This is a genomic window from Pseudoalteromonas sp. KJ63-1, from assembly GCF_055808145.1.
Window position 1 is genome coordinate 198,609 of sequence record NZ_JBVVRL010000002.1, and the last position, 18,232, is coordinate 216,840.

Below are 18,232 nucleotides of genomic sequence, written 5' to 3' on the forward strand. Positions count from 1 at the left end.
TCTATTTGATTAAATTGCTACCTTGTTAGTAAAAACCTGATCTACTCCTAGCAAAACCTCCCTGTTAAGTTAATTTATTGTTTTTATTTTGTAATTTAAACGCCTTTTTTTAGTGAGTAAAATTAAACAATCCTTATAAACCAATTTTTTACTAACCAATCAGATCCAACCAGTTTATTTTAAAAATAATATTGCTTTAGCTCAGCGTTGATAAGGCATATACTGGAAAAATTGTTTTTAAATTTTAATACTTTGAGTGACATGTCTGCTAACTTATCAAAAAATGATTTAATGGCTATTTTTGAAGAAATTAAAAATGAGCAGGCTACCCAGTTTCCTCTTTCTGAGCGATTCATAAAAAAATTGTTTAAACCCGCGGTGTTAGCAAAAGGTAAGTCGTATTATAAAAACGGCCAAATAAGTTGGTTAGAACATAATGCTGATTTTTCTGTTGTTGATTCTACTGTGCAAGGCGATAAGGGCATTGCGTTTAACCAACGAATTGAGATCAGTAAATTACCAACTGGCTATTCAGTCGACACTCACTGTACTTGTAATGTTAAAACTAAATGCCGCCATTTGGCTGCAATTTTGTTAAAACTTAAAATTGAACACTCAGGTGAATACGGCGAAGACTATTTTATTAATGACTGGTTTAGCGAACTCAGCTCGCTTAAAAACACCGATCAAGCTCATCCATCACAAGTGTTACTGTTTGTATTAGATATTGAAAACGATAAAGTATTTTTAACGCCTAAAATTGCCAACTACGATAAAAATAATAATTATGCATTAGGTCGCAATTTAACTGAGCAACAGCTTAATAGTTTTGTAACCCCTAGCGACCTGCTAGAAAGTGATTTTAGATTATACAGCTGGATCCGCTCGCAAAATGCGGTCGGTAATATTGAACTCAAAGGTCAATGGGGCTTTAACGCGCTGCAGCAGTTACTAGCTACAGAACGATTATTTTTACAGCGTTCGCGAGTACCTATAAAAGCGCAACCTGGCTTACCCCTAAATTTTGTTTGGGAAAAACAAAAAGAAGTCACCCAGTTAAAAATTCACCTAGATCAAATTCCTAATTGGGCATTAATTAAAACTACGCCGCCCATCTACTTAGATTTAGATAAATATAAGCTAGGCCGCATTCGCACGCCGCTCAGTGCTGACGAAATTGCTCATTTACAAACAATACCAGCACTTCACGATACAAACTTTGATCGAATTTATAAGCAGCTTGCTGATAATTTTGGTGCCGGTGTTATTCCCCATCCTACTAATGCACCAAGCATGCCTGTTAAGTCGTTGAGTAATGCCGTACTTAAAGTCAGCATGTCGGGCTCAGTAATGGCTATTTCGTTATCGTTTAAGTATAAAAATAAAAACTATTTAGCAGGTACAGCGCCTGAAAAACTAATAAACAGTGCATTTGAAAACACCGTTACCAACGAGCTGGTCAACTTAGGCTTTGATTTTTGTAAAGGGGGTTTACACAGCGAGTTTATTTTTAGTCAGGAATCGGCTATTCACTTACACTGGTTAGCGCATGAGGTGTTACCAAGCTTTAAGCAACGTGGCTGGCAAGTCTCAATGAGCAAAATAAATATTGCCGATACTAAAAACCAAATTTCCTTGCATGTAAACAGAGCTGCTGGGCATCAAATGCATTGCAAAGTTGTGCTTAACGATACCAAAGTGGCGACCTTATTTAATGTAAATAATAAACTGTTTGAATCGTTAAATCGTCAAAGCGAATTGTTTTATTACTATCCCGTTGGCCGTCAATTTGGAGTTATAGATAAGGCTGCGTTTAATTTATTAATTGAGTTTAAATTGCGATTTGAGTTTATTAAAACGCGCGACGAATTTAATATTCCACTTTCATATTTACCTGAGTTAGTTAAGCACACAGCCATTAATGTTGAGCTACATGATCCGTCATTAGAGCGCTACCTTGATGAGCTAAGCAATGACGCGCTGTTATCGCCCAATATCGCCATTCATGGCTTACACGATTCTGTGGTGCTTAGAGAATACCAGCAAGAAGGCGTAGCTTGGCTTAACTTTTTAAAGCGTAATCAGCTAGGTGGTATTTTAGCGGACGATATGGGCTTGGGTAAAACTTTGCAGGTGATTGCTTATTTAGCCAGTTCTTATAATACTCCGCAGGCTGGCCCTACGCTTATTGTTTGCCCAACAAGCTTAGTGAGTAATTGGCAAAACGAAATTAACAAGTTTGCTAAAAACTTAAAAGTCACCACTATTTTTGGTGCACACCGTAATGATGCGTTGAAACACTTGGCACAAGCACAGTGTATATTAACCACCTATCCGTTATTAAAACGTGATATTGCTTATTATTCGCCACTGTATTTTGAAAACATTATTCTTGATGAAGCGCAGTATATTAAAAATGATACGGCACAGGTATCGCGGTTAGTTAAACGTTTGAATGCCGATTTTAAGCTTTGCTTAAGCGGTACCCCAATTGAGAACAATTTATTTGAATTAAAGTCGTTACTCGATTTTGCTATGCCTTCGCTATTAGGTTCCCAGGCGCACTTTAAGCAGCACTTTCAAGGCCCTATTGAGCGTGAGAGTAACATTGAGCGAGCAGAGCAACTAAAAGCGTTAATTATGCCGTTTATTTTGCGCCGTACTAAAGCTCAAGTGGCTCAAGAGCTACCGCAAAAAACGGAGCTTGTTAAAGAGTTTGAATTTGAGCCTAAACAAAAAGACATGTACCAAGGTATAACTCACGCGCTTGAAGAAAAACTCATTGATTTATTTGCCGAACAAGGCGTACAAAAAAGTAAACTCGCTTTTTTAGAGGCACTATTAAAACTTCGTCAAATTTGTTGTCACCCTAAGCTGATTGAGCCAGAAACCGACGCAGCCAGTGCTAAGTTAGAATGGTTATCAAGCCATTTACCATTAATGCTCAGCCTTGGGCGTAAGGTGATTATATTCAGCCAGTTTACCTCTGCACTTGATTTAATTGCTGAGCGTTTGAATACACTTAACATTAAATTTAGCATGTTAACAGGGCAAACGCGCCATCGCGATAAAGTGATAGACGAATTTACCAGTGGCACTACTTCGGTATTTTTAATTAGCTTAAAAGCAGGTGGCACAGGGCTTAATTTAACCCAAGCCGATACCGTTATTCATTTTGATCCTTGGTGGAATCCAGCAGTTGAAAAGCAAGCGACCGATCGTGCTTATCGTATTGGCCAAACTAATCCGGTATTTGTGTATAAATTGATTATGGCTAACTCTATTGAACAAAAGGTGTTTCAAATGCAGCAAGATAAACAAGCGCTTGTAGATGCATTATTTACCGAAAAATCAATGAGTTTTACCCAGTTTGATGAACAACAAATGTTGTCTTTAATTAAAAGTTAAAAATTAACAATAATTTTTTGAACTTATTTGAATTGTGGGCGTCTATTAATACAGCTTGGTTAAATTGCAGTTTCTCCAAGTTTTCATGTTGATATCCCATATAGTAGTTACTAGACATAGTAATGATTAAGCCAGCCAGTTCAGCGCTGGCTTTTTTTGCCTGAATATTTTAAACTATTTTATTTTAAAATATTTTTGAACTAATCAATAATAGCTGGGTCTATTAATATGCTTGTAGTTGATATGTTGTTATACAAGTTTCATGTTGATTTCCCTGTTTGATTACTAATTTAGTAATATTGAGCCAGCTTTATTAGCTGGCTTTTTTTATGCTCTAAATTCAACTTTTTTAAAAATTATTTTGAACTAATTTAATCAGAGCGCGTCTACTATTATGCTTGTAGTGATGTGTTGTTATACAAGTTTCATGTTGATTTCCCTGTTTGATTACTGATTAAGTAATATTGAGCCAGCTTTAATAGCTGGCTTTTTTTATGCGCTTAATTTAGTGCGTTACCCCTACTGCTAAAGAGCGTTATTCGTTATGATGGCATGTCACTAAATTTTAAAAGTTTATTTTATGTTTACTTCGTTTTTATCCCATTTAGATTGGTTAAGTGTAAGTGCTGGCGCTCTAACAGGCATGGCTATTTTTGGTGTTGTATCAATGCAATTAAGCAAAAAAATAAAGCGCCAAGTAAATGAGCAGCAACAACAGTTAATGCTATTACAAAGCCAGCATGAGCAAACGCAAAGCCAATATGCCGCATTGGTTGAAGAGCACGATTTATTAGGGCTTACACATCAAGAGCAACGGGATCAGTCGCAGCATTTTAAAACCCGTTTAACCGAGCAAGAAAAACAAAGCCAACTTTATAATCAATATTGGCGTAAAGCCGAAGCCGAGCTTACCGCCTTGCGAGAGCAATACAACCTGCGCGATGTAGAGCTAAATAATATACGCACTACTCTTGAGCAAAAGCAGCAACATTTTAGCGAACAACTCGCCCATATAGAGCAAAGTAAAGAAACACTTAAAAAAGAATTTGAAAATTTAGCTAACCAAATATTAGAAGAAAAGTCGCAAAAATTTAAAACCCTCAATCAAGAAAGCATAGAGCAGTTACTTAAGCCGGTTCAAGGTGAGCTAAAAGGCTTTAGAGATAAAATGGAGTCTATTCACGTTGAAGACTTACAGCAACGTGCAGCACTTAAAACCGAGCTCTTACATTTACAAGCCAAAAGCCAAGCAATTACCGAGCAGGCCGATAAGCTAAGCAATGCCTTACAAGGGCAAAAGAAAACCCAAGGTAATTGGGGCGAGTTAATGCTTGAAAACGTGCTTGATAGCGCAGGCCTGCGCGCTGGCACCGATTACAAGCGAGAAGTGTCTTTTAATACCGAAGATGGCCGTTTGCGCCCTGATGTTGTGGTGTATTTACCTCAAGGTCGACACTTAGTGATTGATGCAAAAACATCGTTAAATGCCTATACCCGTTATGTAAATGCCGAAACAGAGCTTGAGTCTCAACAAGCGATTAAAGAGCATGTAAATGCCGTAACTGCCCGTATAAATGAGCTGGCCAGTAAATCGTATGACCGTTTACCAGGTATAAACTCGCCTGAGGTTGTTATTATGTTTGTACCCATAGAATCCGCCTTTGTAGAAGCACTTAAATACCAAAGCGACATTTACCAGCAAGCAATCGAAAAAAACATTTTGGTTGCTACCCCTACTACCCTATTAACCAGTTTAAATATTGTTAAACAGTTATGGCGCTTTGAAGAGCAAACTAAATATTCAAAAGAGCTGGCTAATCGTGCTGAGCGTTTTTACAGTAAGCTCAACGGCTTTTTAACCAGTATGGAAGGCGTGGGTAAACAGCTTGATAAAGCCAAAGAAACCTACGATAAAGCATTTTCTCAGTTATACCGGGGTAAAGGTAACTTAATTAAACAAGCTTCTGAGTTTAAAGAATTAGGGGTGTCGGTACAAAAAGAATTGCCTAAAGAAAGCGTTGAACGAGCACAATTAGAGTTAGATGAATAATTTTGCTAAACGTTAATGTTAGATGCAGCCAAGGAGAACACGTTATGAACATTGGGATTTATATTTACGATGATGCCGAAGTACTGGATTTTTCAGGCCCATTTGAAGTGTTTAGCACGGCAAAGCGCTTAGCAGATAATAACTGGCAGGTATTTTTTGTAGCAGAACATGCAGCGCCAGTAATTGCCCGCGCAGGGTTTAGTGTAAACCCCCATTACAGTTTTGCCGATCATCCGGTTATTGACTTGCTTATTGTGGTTGGTGGTGTTCATACTGTTGAGCTAAGTAAGTCTCAAGTAATTAGCTGGGTAAAAAAAGCGGCTGATTCTGCAAATCACGTTGCTTCGGTGTGTACAGGGGCTTTTTTATTGGCCAAAGCGGGTTTACTCGATGGCTTAACGGTGACTACGCACTGGGAAGATCAAGCCGATCTTGCTGCTATGTTCCCAAGCCTAAACGTAGTTGCAAATAAGCGTTGGGTGTCACAAGGTAAATTTATTACCTCTGGAGGTATTTCTGCGGGAGTTGATATGAGCTTGGCATTAGTTGCGCAGTTAATAAGCCCATCACACGCTGAGCATACAGCAAAGCAAATGGAATACCGATGGCATAAAAATGGTTAACTGCCTGGAAACTGTTGCTGAATAAAATTATGTATGTAATCACGTAAACAAACCGCTTTTTTACTAAGTAAACGACCGCTTGGCCAAATCGCAAAGATTTCGCGATTATGGCTTTGCCAGTTTGGTAACACCCTTACAAACTCTCCGGTTGCCAACTCGTTTATAATTTCAAATCTAGGTAATAAGCCTACTCCTTGATGATCAGCCACTTGGTATTTAACAAAGCCAGTATCGTTATAAATACTGCTAAATCGACACATGTGTGTATAGCTTGCGCGTGAAGTAATGTGAGTGAGTGGCCATTTATTTCTTAGTGTCGTGCCAATTAAGCGGTGTTGTTTAAGGTCGCTTGGTTCTGTGAGCACTGGTGCATTGGTTAAATAAATTGGGGTAGCCACCAAAATCGAATCTGCTTGTCCGAGTTTTTTTGTTGCAAAAGTGAATCCGCTTGTGGGCCGATTCTTAATGCTAAGTCGGCTTGGCTTTTAATTATGTCTTCAAGTTGATTGCTTAAAATAAGTTCCAATTGGATATCAGGATACTCTTTAGTAAACGACAACCACATTGGCTTTAAAAAGCCATGGCAAATATTAAGCGGCGCAAGCACTTTAAGTTTGCCGCTTAGTTGCTCTTTTTGTTGATTGAGGTGATGGCTGGTTTGTTCAAACTGCTCAACTAAACTTGCGTAGCTTTGGTAATAAACCTCTCCCTGCTGGGTTAGTGTAAATTGGCGTGCAGAGCGGTGCAGCAGCTTTTGCCCCAGTCGAGACTCTAGGCGTTGTAATCGCCTTGTAACGGTTGCTGCAGGGAGCGATAAATACTCGCCAGCTTGAGACAGGCCCCCTTGTTGAACTATGTGCACAAACAACACTATATCGTCTAACATGATTCCACTTTTGCAATTTAAGTTTGATTAAAGCTTTGTATTTAACGTTTTTGTAAGTGTATATCATAGTGCTTAAGTTTTCAGCAAAGGGTGACATTATGTTTTCAACAATTGATTGGTTGGCGGTCATAATTATTGGTATAGGTGCTACGGCATTACTTGATGTATGGGCGCTACTACTTAGTAAGTTTGGTATTAACTCTTTAAACTTTTGTATAGTGGGACGCTGGCTATGCTTAATGCGCTACGGCAAGTGGAAACACCTTGCTATTAGTAAAACCGCTGCACAACCTAATGAATGCGCAATTGGTTGGTTTAGCCATTACTTCATAGGGGTTATTTTTGCATTGATATTCATACTATTGTTGCCAAATCATTGGTTAACAGCGCCAAGCTTAATGCCTGCTCTACTTTTTGGCGTGCTAACGGTTGTTATACCTTTTTTTGTGATGCAACCAGCTCTTGGGCTAGGTATTGCTGCGGCTAAAACATCAAAGCCAATCACAGCTAGAATTAAAAGCACTTTATCGCACGCAGTATTTGGTGTGGGTTTATACCTAAGCGCATTAACGCTGTCACTCTTTTGAGAGGTTATTATGCAAGCAGAATATTGGTTAAAGCGCTGGCAAAATAATGATGTTGGCTTTCATGGCGATAATGTAAACCCGAGTTTAGATCGTTATTTTACTAACTTAAATTTACCGCTAGATAGCCGTGTGTTTGTACCTTTGTGTGGCAAAACAGTTGATATACACTACTTGCTCAATAAGGGCATGCAAGTTGTGGGTGTAGAACTTAGTGAGCTTGCTGTTCAACAACTGTTTGATGAATTAGCACTTACGCCAAAAATAACGACACATGGTCTACTTACTGCGTATCAGGCTCTGGGGATCTGTATTTGGGTCGGTGATGTGTTTGCTTTAACGGTTGAGCATTTAGGTCATGTCGATGTAATATATGATCGCGGTGCCTTAGTCGCACTCCCCTACACTATTCGCAGTCAATATGCTCAACACTTGATTAGCCTAAGTGATGCTGCACCGCAATTATTGATCACCTGTATTTACGACCAATCGCAACGTAGTGGCACGCCATACAGTGTGCCTGCGGCAGAGGTACAGAGTATTTATGCAAAGCAGTACAGCTTAAAAATGCTCAGCTGCGAAAAATTAAGCCAAGGTATTAAAGGTGTTACCCCTGCCAGTATTGTGGTTTGGTTGATGACTGCTAGAGCTTCTTAGAATTTGCACTTTAGCTGTGCATTTTTGTGGCTAGTTAATTGTGATTTGAGCATGCATTATAATAACCACATCGAACAATTAAGGGTTAAGTATGCCGCAACCAGCAAATGTTTTCTTTTTATCTCATGGCGGCGGTCCATTACCGCTGCTAGGAGAGCCAAGCCATAGAGATATGGTGGAATGTTTACAAACCGTTGCCGCTAAAACCCCAAAGCCCTCTGCTACTTTAATGGTCAGCGCGCATTGGGAAGCTCAACCAATTACTATAACGGCGCACTCTTCACCGCCGCTTATTTACGATTACTACGGTTTTCCTGAGCAGGCGTATCAATTAACTTACCCTTGTGTTGGCGAGCCACAGCTTGCCAATTTAGTACAGCAAGCGCTCACAACTCACAACATTAACTCAAAACTCGATTCACAGCGTGGTTTTGATCACGGTATGTTTGTGCCGTTAAAAATTATGTACCCAGAGGCCGATATTCCCTGTGTGCAAATATCCTTGCATCCAAGCCTCGACCCGCTAATGCATATTCAAATTGGTAAAGCGCTGCAAAGTATTGATTACGATAACTTATTAATTATAGGCTCAGGCTTTACCTTTCATAATATGCGCGCTTTTGGTGTTACTCAATCAAGCGATGTTAACCAGAAAAATCAGGCATTTGAAAATTGGCTGGTAAGCACAATCGCAGATCAAACATTAACCGAGCAGCAGCGTGAACAGCAATTATTAGCATGGCAGCAAGCTCCAGCTGCACGCTTTAATCACCCCAGAGAAGAGCACTTGTTACCGCTACATGTATGCTATGGCGCTGCTATGTGTTCAAGTACTGAGGTATTTGAATTAAATATTGCCAATAAGCGAGCCAGTATGTATTTGTGGCGATAACACAACTGCTATTAGGTTTGGGTTTAAATCGTTCTTAGCTGCGATAAAGGTGCTGATATTTAGCGTGTTATTTTGTTACAGTAAATGTAATAAGCGTCTTAATCTAGAAAGCGCTCTAACCGAAGACTAGGAACAATAATAATGAATCTGATCAAAACATCGGGCTTGGCACTGGCCATTGTTGCGGGCTTAGGCTTGCAAGCATGTTCAAGTACCAGCATAACAACCAACAATAATGCAGCGATGAGTACCGTGAATAATCCATTAAGCCTAGCGCAAATTTATAAAGATAAAGAATTTAAAACCCAGCGTAGCACTTACTTTAAATGGCTAGACGATGGCACTGGCTACACCGTACTTGAAGAGCGCGAAAGCGAAAAAGAAAAAGCAGACGATAACAACGCCGATGATGAGAAAGAGCACGGCGTAAAAGGCAACGACATTGTATTTTACAATGCTGACGGCACAGGCCGTAAGGTATTGGTTGAGTTTGAAAAGCTATTGCCAGAGGGCGCAGACGAGCCATTTGCAATCGAAAGCTATCAGTGGTCAAAAGACGGTAAATGGCTGATGGTATTTACCAACAGCGAGCAAGTTTGGCGTTCGCGTAGCCGCGGGGATTTTTGGTTACTTAACCTTGAAACCAACCAATTACAGCAATTAGGTGGCTTGGATGTTGAGCCTACTAAGTTAATGTTTGCTAAGTTCTCGCCAGATAGCTCAAAAGTGGCTTACGTACGCGACAACAATATTTATATGCAAACGGTTGGTAGTAACGATGTAACCGCGCTCACAACCGATGGTAACGCCACCATAGTTAACGGTAATTTTGATTGGGTATACGAAGAAGAGTTTACTATTGCCGATGGTTTTCGTTGGAGCCCCGACAACAAATCAATCGCCTATTGGCAGCTTGATACCAGTGACGTTAAGTTTTTCACTATGATCAACAACACCGACGAACTGTACCCTACCCTTAAAGAATTCCCTTATCCTAAGGCCGGTGAAACCAACTCTGCCGTGCGTGTTGGTGTGGTAAGCCTTGCTGATAAACAAACCCGTTGGGCTGAGCTTGAAGGCGATAATCGCGACCGTTATATTCCCCGTATTAGCTGGGCTGGCACCGGTAATGAATTAATGATCCAAGATTTAAACCGTCCACAAAGCCATAACAAAGTGTGGTTGTTTGATTGGCAAAAGCAGCAACTGACCAAAATATTAGAAGACAAAGACGATGCGTTTATCGAATGGTTTTATAAAGCCAACTGGTCAAAAGACGGTGAGTTTTTTATTTGGCATAGCGAACGCGACGGTTGGCGTCATCTTTATCGTGTATCGCGCGATGGCAAAACTATTATCGACCTAACCCCAGGCGATTACGACATTATTGATATGCTTACCATCAATGAAGACAAAAACGTAATGTATTTTATTGCCTCGCCAAACGATCCTGGTCAGCGTTATTTATACAGCACACCGCTTGATGGCAGCAGCAAACCGGTACGGGTAACACCTGCTGAGTTTGAAGGTTCAAACAGCTATTACATGTCAAAAGATGCCTCGTGGGCAATGCATACTTACTCAAAATTTGGTATGCCACCGACTAAAGAGATCATTAAAGTGAGCGATCACAGTAATGTAAAGACCTTAGTTGAAAACAACGAGCTTAAACAAAAACTGGCTGAGCAAAACTTACCAAAGCATGAGTTTTTTAAAGTAAACGCGCAAGATGGTACCGAGCTTGACGGCTACATTATGTTCCCTGAGAACATGGATAAACGTAAAAAATACCCAATTGTGTTTTACGTATACGGCGAACCATGGGGCTCAACCGTGCAAGACCGCTGGGAAGGCAACAGTTACTTATACAAATCGTTGTTAACGCAAAAAGGGTTTATTGTGGCATCGGTTGATAACCGTGGCACACGTGCACCAAAAGGCCGCGATTGGCGCAAATCGATTTATAAAAAAATTGGCTCAATTACCGTGCAAGACCAAGTAGACGCGCTAGATGCCATGGCTAAACGCTGGGATGTAATAGACACCGAGCGCGTTGGCGTATGGGGACACTCAGGAGGCGGTAGTTCAACCCTTAACTTATTATTCCGCCATGGTGATAAATTTAAAGTGGGTATTGCCTCAGCACCCGTGCCAGACATTCGTTTGTACGACACCATTTACCAAGAACGTTATGCGGGCAACCCAAATACCGATCCTGAGAGTTACGATAACACCTCGCCGATTACCTTTGCTAAAAACCTAACCGGTAAGCTATTGCTTATTCACGGCACAGGCGATGATAACGTGCATTATCAAGGCTCAGAACGCTTAATTGATGAGCTTGTAAAGCATAACAAGCAGTTTGAGTTTTTCTCATACCCTAACCGCTCACACAGCTTACGCGAAGGCAAAGGCACCACTTTGCATTACCATACTATGATGGCTGACTTTTTTGAAAAGCACTTACTAAACAAGTAATCGCTTTAAAAAAATAAAATACTAAAAGCCGCACACTAATTAATAGTGTGCGGCTTTTTTAATCAAAATGTAATGGGGGTTTACAAAGCGTAAGTTGGATAGAGTGCAACGAAACCCAACAATAATAAAAAATGACTTATACACTCAATGTCATCTAAAATAGCGAAGGCTCACCATGTTATTAGCCATTTTTCAATTTCGATAACATCATCACGATCAAACACCATTAAACTTGAATGAGAGCGAGCATTAAAAGTTATTTTTTTTACTAACTCATTTTGTATAGATGAAAAGTAAGCCGGGGGGATAGAGAGTCAACATCTGAGTTAATTAACAATACAGGCTTTTTAGTCTCAGACAATTTAGGCAATAAATTTGTTTCTTGAATGGTTACTCCTGCCTCAAACATTGCTTGGTTAACAATATTATCAATCTCGCTATGAAAAAAATGACTAAGCAAAGGCGATTTATAAGGTAAGTACTCCTTAGCTGCAACCTCAAAACTCATCATTGGGGCAAGTAAAATAGCAGCGTCAACATATTCTGATGATAATAAGTTGCTTGCAGTAAGTGCTCCCATAGAATGGCCGACTACAACAGTCTGGTTATTTGTTTGATTTAAAAATGGTTCAGCAAGCAGTTCATTTAAAATGCCGTGCTCTTTTGTTGCAAATACAAATGCTTCAGTTGATTCACCATGGCCAAAAAGATCTGGAATAATAACGTTCATACCAAGCGCTCTAAAATAGATAGCTGAAGCCATCATTGCTTCTTTACTGCCCCCATAACCATGAAGTAATAAAGCAGTGCCTTCAAAACGATTAAATGTATCTGGTGTCATTCTGTGTGAAATTGTATTTTCTACATTATTACCAGTTGCATGAAGGTTGTAATAAACAGAACTCTCTTGCGAAAATTCGGCTGCTTGATAAGGTTCAGCAGTCAGATATGTAATGCATTGAGTGGTGCTAAAAGAGCAAAATTTTTGTTTTTTAAAGCCAATGTCGCTAGGTTTTGCTTTTATAAACTGTGCTTCAGAAAGATAGATACCGGGGTTTGACATGACGTAACTTCCAATTGAAGTACAGCCAGACAAAGAAAATATATAAAGTGTAATTGCTAATAGTTTGGTGAAATTTTCCATTTTCGCTTCATTAGTTAAACTTGAACATCAACACTTTAATTAAGCAGATAACGTCCTATGAGATGGAGGAGGTTTTAGCCGTTAGTTAGGCATTTTTTATTATTTCAAAGTACCTTAACAGTATCTTCTATCCACCTCAATTTTCTCAAGTAAATAAATCTGTTTGGCATTAGGTAGACACTTGCTTATTAATAAAAACCCAAATTTAGTGCTTAGTTACGACTTTGAGTTACTTTTTTATCTAAGTTTTATGGATTTAGGGGCTGAAATTTCACTCTCTTTTTAATCAAAATAGTACGAGGGTTTAAAAAGCAAAGGTTAGGTAGAGTGTAACGAAACCCAACAAGGGAAAGGCGGCTTCGCTCAATAGCAATGCGCTAAAGGCTCAATGGTAATAATTGAATTGTTTAAAACTAAACATAGCTTGGAATTAGAGAGGCATTAAAAAAGTAGCATCCTTGCTACTACAAGTGCGATATTAAGAGCTTGGTTGCGAAGGTTGATACTTATTAACGAGAATGTGTTGTAAATTTTTAAGTGCCCGCTTTATCGCTTGCAGCATACTTCTTCCCTTTGTATTTACATTAATACTGGGTAGCCCAGGCAAAAGAATATTAATTTTACATTGCTGCAAAGTGCCGTGGCGCTCACTTGAAAGATCATTTATTTGAATCTCAACTTTACGAATATTTAAAGCATGTTTTGCCAATTGGCTTTTTATCAACTTCAAAAGCGACATCTTTTCACTTGCGTTAATTATCTTGTTTTTAACTGTAAGTTTTAGCTTCATGCAATTACACCTTTTAATAGTAACTATGTTGCAGGCATGACTGTAATCTACTAACTTAGTGGCAAAGGAAAAAGCTGATTATTTCTTACTTTAAAACAGGTATTTTCGAATGATTACCAACATCAACTACAATCATTTATATTATTTTTGGCAGGTAAGTAAGCACGGCAGTATTGCTGCGGCGAGTAAAATACTTAATTTAACGCCGCAAACGGTCAGCTCGCAAATTACTAACTTAGAGCAACGATTAGGAAAACCACTGTTTGTTCGCCAAGGCCGAGGCCTACAGTTAACGGAATTTGGCCATGTAACCCAGCAATACACCAATGATATGTTTGCTATTGCTCACGAATGGCTAGAAACCACGCAAGGTGATACCACGCACTATTCACGAACGTTAAAGGTGGGTATTTCAGATGTGTTGCCTAAATCATTGGTGTCGAAGTGGCTAGCGCCTTTAATTAATAACGACCGTATTACAAACTTACACTGTATTGACGGCCAACAAAATGAGCTGCTGGCACAAATGGCGATTCATAAGCTCGACTTAGTGTTAGCCGATAAACCACTCGATACTACCTTGCCATTTAAGGCGTTTTGCCATGAAATAGGCAAAAGCCAAATCGCTCTTTTTGGTAACAAAACATGGCATTCTCAATTACATAAGCAGTTTCCGCAGTCTTTAAACAATAAACCTTTAGTACTCCCCGCAAAAGAAAGCCCCGTCGCACGTGCTATTTATTATTGGCTACAAGAGCAAGACATTGAAATGACAATAGCAGGCCATGTTGACGACAGCGCATTAATGAAGTCGCTCGGTGAGCAAGGGTTTGGCATATTCCCTGCGCCTATTTTGGTAAGAGCCGAAGTAGAGCGCCATTACGACGTTAATTACATTGGTACAATAGATAATGTTTATCAGCATTATTATGCGTTTACACCCGACAGGCTCATTAAAGACAGTATTTATGACGAATTTATAAAGCACGCGCAAATGTCGTAGATTTTAGTTAATCGCCTTAAGATTGACGGGGTACGGGCGTCGGGTTACGGGGGCTAAAAGCTATTATTTAACCTCTACGCGGCATAAACCCGCTGCTACTAGTAGCTAATACGGTAGCAGCGGCTTTATGCCGCGTCTTTTTAAGGCTCATATAAATGCTCTTATCGAGTAAACATATTGATTGCCATTACAATTAATAAGCCGGCAAATATTTTCTTTATGGTTGAAACTGGCAAATAATGGGTGGCTTTAGCGCCGAGTGGTGCGGTAAACCATGAGGTGCATACAATACCCAATAAAGCGGGCAAATACACAAAGCCTGCAAATCCTTGTTTTAGGCTAAATAACTGGCTGCCTGAGCTGATATAACCCATTGAACCAAACAGGGCTATCACAATGCCTGAGGCCGAGGCGCAGCCTATGGCTTTTTTCATATCAACAGAAAAAAACGTCAGTAACGGCACTAATACTGCCCCGCCGCCAATACCTATCATGGCAGACAAGCCACCGGTTATGGTCGTATAAACACTCAGCAGCCCTTTGTTTGGTAACGGGCGTGCTATTGCTGAATCATTCTTACCAGAAAAAATCATTTTAAGTGCAATTAGCACCACGCTTACAGCAAACACCAAACGCACTACATGCTCAGGTAACAGCGCAGCCATAAAGCCACTAATAAGCGCACCAAAGGCAACGCCTGCCATCACCCAAGGTGCAATATCCCAGGGTACATTACCATTTTTATGATGCGCAATAGCCGACGAGGTCGAGGTAAATAAAATAGAGGCCAGCGAGGTCGCAATGGCAACCACCACTACTTGTTCAGGTGGCAAAGCATTAAAGTGCAGTAATATCATGCTGAGTATGGGCACAATCACCAGCCCACCCCCTATTCCTAATAAGCCTGCTAAAAAACCAACACCGCTACCTAATATGGCGCAGTATATAATTAACACTATTAAATCACTCATTCCTTTTGTCTCTTCTTATGTTGTGGAAAGTTCTGCGACGGCGAACTGCTTAATAAAGTGCTTAAGCTCACCTAAGTTTATTCGAGTATATCAACAACCGTTTATGCAAATGGCACTTTAAGTGCCTATAAGCATTGAATAATACTCACGTTTTGTATGAATAAATTACAATACCCGTAAAAACATCTAGAAATCTAGACTTCTAAAGCGGGTTTTGTCTGAGTGGGAGCGTCTACTAGCCTAATTTATTCATTCAACTTAGTAAGAGAGTGAATATGGCTCATGTTTTACCTGAAATAATACCGTTTTTCTTCATGCTACATACCGCGTATAAATTTATTAACTCTGCACAGCACCATTACAGTTATCCCGTTAGTTTGGTTTTAACAGCAAGTAATGTGTCATTGATAAAAGCAGTAACAACTCAAATTGAAAGGATACGGCTATGAGCACTGATCTTACATTTACGATTAAAAGCACTAACTTGGATGAAAACTACCATCCGTCAAATAACACACGTATTACGACCAACTTCGCTAATTTAGCAAGGGGTGAAAGCCGCCAACAAAACCTGCGTAATACCCTAAAAATGATCAACAACCGCTTTAATGCATTGGCCAGTTGGGATAACCCACAAGGGGATCGTTACGAGGTTGAGCTCAAGATCATTTCGGTCGATTTAGACATTGCAGGCAGTGGCCAGGCATTTCCGTCAATTGAGGTATTAAAAACCAATATTATTGACCACCAAACCAACGAGCGAATTGAAGGCATGGTGGGTAATAACTTTTCATCGTATGTGCGCGACTACGACTTTAGCGTGTTATTGCTTGAGCATAACAAAAGCAAACCGCAATTTAGCATTCCCGATAACTTTGGTGACTTACACGGCAAGTTGTTTAAATGCTTTGTAAACTCAAATACCTATAAACAGCACTTTAAAAAGCCACCGGTTATTTGTTTAAGCGTGTCTGATAACAAAACCTATCAGCAAACCGAAAACTTACACCCTATTTTAGGCGTAGAGTATCAGCCTAATGAGTCGTCGTTAACAGAGCAATATTTTAAAAAAATGGGCTTACAAGTGCGCTACTTTATGCCACCAAATAGCGTTGCACCGTTAGCGTTTTACTTTTTTGGTGACCTACTTAACGACTACAGCAACCTTGAGCTAATTAGCACCATTAGCACCATGGAAACGTTTCAAAAAATTTATCGTCCAGAAATTTATAACGCTAATGCCGCCGCTGGTAGCCGTTATAAACCTAATCTAAAAAATGACGACCATTCGTTAACGCAAATTGTGTATGACCGCGCAGAGCGAGGTCAATTAGCGGTTGAGCAAGGCAAATTTACCGAGCAGCACTTTATTAAGCCTTATCAGTCAGTACTGCAGCAGTTCTCAGCAAGTATCGCTTAATCACACAACAAAATTAAAGGCAGCATTTATTATGAACAAACTATTACCTACATCATCAGCAGGCAGCTTGCCAAAACCGTCATGGCTTGCTGAGCCCGAAACCTTATGGTCACCGTGGAAATTAAAAGGTAGCGAGCTGGTTGATGGCAAACACGACGCCCTGCGTATTTCCCTGCACGAGCAACAAACCGCAGGCGTAGATATAGTCAGCGATGGCGAACAAACCCGCCAGCACTTTGTAACCACTTTTATTGAGCACTTAAATGGCGTTGATTTTGAAAACCGTAAAACAGTTAAAATTCGCGACCGTTACGACGCCAGCGTACCCACAGTGGTTGGCCCTGTGTCTCGCACTAAATCGGTATTTGTTGAAGACGCCAAGTTTTTACGCCAGCAAACCAGCCAACCAATTAAATGGGCACTGCCAGGGCCAATGACCATGATCGACACCCTGTATGACGATCACTATAAAAGCCGTGAAAAACTAGCATGGGAATTTGCTAAAATACTCAACCAAGAAGCCAAAGAGCTAGAAGCCGCAGGGGTTGATATAATTCAATTTGACGAACCCGCTTTTAACGTATTTTTTGACGAGGTAAACGACTGGGGCATAGCCTGCCTAGAGCGAGCAATAGAGGGGCTAAAATGCGAAACCGCCGTGCATATTTGCTATGGCTACGGCATTAAAGCCAACACCGATTGGAAGAAAACCCTCGGTACCGAGTGGCGACAATACGAAGAAGTATTCCCTAAGCTGCAAAAATCGAATATTGATATTATTTCGCTCGAATGCCAAAACTCACATGTACCCATAGAGCTACTCGAACTGGTGCGCGGTAAAAAAATAATGGTGGGCGCAATCGATGTAGCCACCAATACCATAGAAACCCCTGAAGAGGTGGCCAAAACCCTACGCGAAGCACTTAAATATGTAGATGCCGACAAACTCTACCCCTGCACCAACTGCGGCATGGCTCCCCTGCCGCGCGACATCGCAAACGGCAAACTCAACGCTCTTAGCAAAGGCGCAGAGCTAGTACGTAACGAGCTATTAGCAGCGAATGTCGCTTAATTTTTAGTTACAGCTGCTGAAAAAAGCCACACCTTAAAAAATGTTGAAGTGTGGCTTTTTTAATCAAAATGTAACGGGGGTTTACACAACGAGGTTAAAGGCAAAAGGTGTTAGGAGTTAGGTCTTAAGTTAGTTGAGTGTTAGTTTGGGAGATAACGAAATCCAAAATTATTAATTAAATTTAACCGAGGCGCTATGTATTATTTATTGAGTGGAAAGTGTCAATTGCATAAGCTGGCACCATGGCTATTTGC

13 protein-coding genes and 1 pseudogene are annotated in these 18,232 nt (G+C 40.1%); 10 read left to right on the top strand and 4 right to left on the bottom strand.

The window, feature by feature from the left end:
• The first annotated feature begins 261 nt into the window (after window positions 1-261).
• From AC0L7Q_RS17365 to AC0L7Q_RS17375, 3 genes are all read left to right on the top strand, one after another.
• On the top strand, window positions 262-3,408 hold the full coding sequence (locus AC0L7Q_RS17365) for a DEAD/DEAH box helicase (protein ID WP_010388794.1): 3,147 nt from the start codon (window positions 262-264) through the stop codon (window positions 3,406-3,408).
• 580 nt (window positions 3,409-3,988) lie between these two features.
• Window positions 3,989-5,458, top strand: a complete 1,470-nt coding sequence (locus AC0L7Q_RS17370) for a DNA recombination protein RmuC (RefSeq protein WP_413403337.1) — start codon at window positions 3,989-3,991, stop codon at window positions 5,456-5,458.
• A 44-nt stretch (window positions 5,459-5,502) separates the two neighbouring features.
• Window positions 5,503-6,081 carry a DJ-1/PfpI family protein gene (locus tag AC0L7Q_RS17375; RefSeq protein ID WP_409425990.1) on the top strand — a complete coding sequence of 193 codons (579 nt, stop codon included), beginning with the start codon at window positions 5,503-5,505 and terminating at the stop codon, window positions 6,079-6,081.
• Here AC0L7Q_RS17375 and AC0L7Q_RS17380 read toward each other — a convergent pair.
• Window positions 6,078-6,967: pseudogene (locus tag AC0L7Q_RS17380) on the bottom strand (LysR family transcriptional regulator). The gene AC0L7Q_RS17375 and the pseudogene AC0L7Q_RS17380 overlap by 4 nt on opposite strands.
• 98 nt (window positions 6,968-7,065) lie before the next feature.
• On the opposite strand from AC0L7Q_RS17380, the gene AC0L7Q_RS17385 reads away from it, so the two are divergent.
• The 4 genes from AC0L7Q_RS17385 to AC0L7Q_RS17400 all read left to right on the top strand — a co-directional run bounded on the left by AC0L7Q_RS17385 (window position 7,066) and on the right by AC0L7Q_RS17400 (window position 11,578).
• Window positions 7,066-7,554 carry a DUF2938 domain-containing protein gene (locus tag AC0L7Q_RS17385; RefSeq protein WP_409425991.1) on the top strand — a complete coding sequence of 163 codons (489 nt, stop codon included), beginning with the start codon at window positions 7,066-7,068 and terminating at the stop codon, window positions 7,552-7,554.
• Between the two features lie 9 nt (window positions 7,555-7,563).
• On the top strand, window positions 7,564-8,208 hold the full coding sequence (gene tmpT / locus AC0L7Q_RS17390) for a thiopurine S-methyltransferase (RefSeq protein ID WP_409425992.1): 645 nt from the start codon (window positions 7,564-7,566) through the stop codon (window positions 8,206-8,208).
• Window positions 8,209-8,299: 91 nt separating this feature from the next.
• Window positions 8,300-9,100: a DODA-type extradiol aromatic ring-opening family dioxygenase gene (locus tag AC0L7Q_RS17395; protein ID WP_409425993.1), complete on the top strand. Its 801-nt coding sequence runs from the start codon at window positions 8,300-8,302 to the stop codon at window positions 9,098-9,100.
• A 141-nt stretch (window positions 9,101-9,241) separates the two neighbouring features.
• A complete protein-coding gene (locus AC0L7Q_RS17400) occupies window positions 9,242-11,578 on the top strand; it encodes a S9 family peptidase (RefSeq protein WP_409425994.1) in 2,337 nt (778 codons plus the stop codon).
• Window positions 11,579-11,846: 268 nt separating this feature from the next.
• Here AC0L7Q_RS17400 and AC0L7Q_RS17405 read toward each other — a convergent pair whose 3' ends face one another.
• A complete protein-coding gene (locus tag AC0L7Q_RS17405; RefSeq protein WP_418157364.1) occupies window positions 11,847-12,722 on the bottom strand; it encodes an alpha/beta hydrolase in 876 nt (291 codons plus the stop codon).
• Between the two features lie 478 nt (window positions 12,723-13,200).
• Complete coding sequence (locus AC0L7Q_RS17410) at window positions 13,201-13,512, bottom strand: hypothetical protein (RefSeq protein WP_198522557.1); 312 nt, start codon at window positions 13,510-13,512, stop codon at window positions 13,201-13,203.
• 109 nt (window positions 13,513-13,621) lie between these two features.
• On the opposite strand from AC0L7Q_RS17410, the gene nhaR reads away from it, so the two are divergent.
• Entirely contained in the window at window positions 13,622-14,515 is an 894-nt protein-coding gene (gene nhaR / locus AC0L7Q_RS17415; protein WP_409425996.1) for a transcriptional activator NhaR, read from the top strand.
• A 161-nt stretch (window positions 14,516-14,676) separates the two neighbouring features.
• Here the strand turns inward: nhaR and AC0L7Q_RS17420 are convergent, their stop codons facing one another.
• The gene (locus tag AC0L7Q_RS17420; RefSeq protein ID WP_409425997.1) at window positions 14,677-15,486 is read right to left on the bottom strand and encodes a sulfite exporter TauE/SafE family protein; all 810 of its coding nucleotides are present in this window, start codon (window positions 15,484-15,486) and stop codon (window positions 14,677-14,679) included.
• 445 nt (window positions 15,487-15,931) lie between these two features.
• Here AC0L7Q_RS17420 and AC0L7Q_RS17425 point away from each other — a divergent pair, with 445 nt between their 5' ends.
• Entirely contained in the window at window positions 15,932-16,906 is a 975-nt protein-coding gene (locus AC0L7Q_RS17425; protein WP_413403346.1) for a DUF1852 domain-containing protein, read from the top strand.
• A 31-nt stretch (window positions 16,907-16,937) separates the two neighbouring features.
• On the top strand, window positions 16,938-17,978 hold the full coding sequence (locus AC0L7Q_RS17430) for a methionine synthase (protein WP_413403348.1): 1,041 nt from the start codon (window positions 16,938-16,940) through the stop codon (window positions 17,976-17,978).
• Window positions 17,979-18,232: the final 254 nt, after the last annotated feature.

Coding starts and splice junctions, on each gene's coding strand:
- AC0L7Q_RS17365 (WP_010388794.1), top strand. CDS start 262: ATGTCTGCTAACTTATCAAAAAATGATTTAATGGCTATTTTTGAAGAA.
- AC0L7Q_RS17425 (WP_413403346.1), top strand. CDS start 15,932: ATGAGCACTGATCTTACATTTACGATTAAAAGCACTAACTTGGATGAA.
- AC0L7Q_RS17400 (WP_409425994.1), top strand. CDS start 9,242: ATGAATCTGATCAAAACATCGGGCTTGGCACTGGCCATTGTTGCGGGC.
- AC0L7Q_RS17420 (WP_409425997.1), bottom strand. CDS start 15,486: ATGAGTGATTTAATAGTGTTAATTATATACTGCGCCATATTAGGTAGC.
- AC0L7Q_RS17405 (WP_418157364.1), bottom strand. CDS start 12,722: ATGGAAAATTTCACCAAACTATTAGCAATTACACTTTATATATTTTCT.
- AC0L7Q_RS17430 (WP_413403348.1), top strand. CDS start 16,938: ATGAACAAACTATTACCTACATCATCAGCAGGCAGCTTGCCAAAACCG.
- AC0L7Q_RS17375 (WP_409425990.1), top strand. CDS start 5,503: ATGAACATTGGGATTTATATTTACGATGATGCCGAAGTACTGGATTTT.
- nhaR (WP_409425996.1), top strand. CDS start 13,622: ATGATTACCAACATCAACTACAATCATTTATATTATTTTTGGCAGGTA.
- AC0L7Q_RS17385 (WP_409425991.1), top strand. CDS start 7,066: ATGTTTTCAACAATTGATTGGTTGGCGGTCATAATTATTGGTATAGGT.
- AC0L7Q_RS17395 (WP_409425993.1), top strand. CDS start 8,300: ATGCCGCAACCAGCAAATGTTTTCTTTTTATCTCATGGCGGCGGTCCA.
- tmpT (WP_409425992.1), top strand. CDS start 7,564: ATGCAAGCAGAATATTGGTTAAAGCGCTGGCAAAATAATGATGTTGGC.
- AC0L7Q_RS17410 (WP_198522557.1), bottom strand. CDS start 13,512: ATGAAGCTAAAACTTACAGTTAAAAACAAGATAATTAACGCAAGTGAA.
- AC0L7Q_RS17370 (WP_413403337.1), top strand. CDS start 3,989: ATGTTTACTTCGTTTTTATCCCATTTAGATTGGTTAAGTGTAAGTGCT.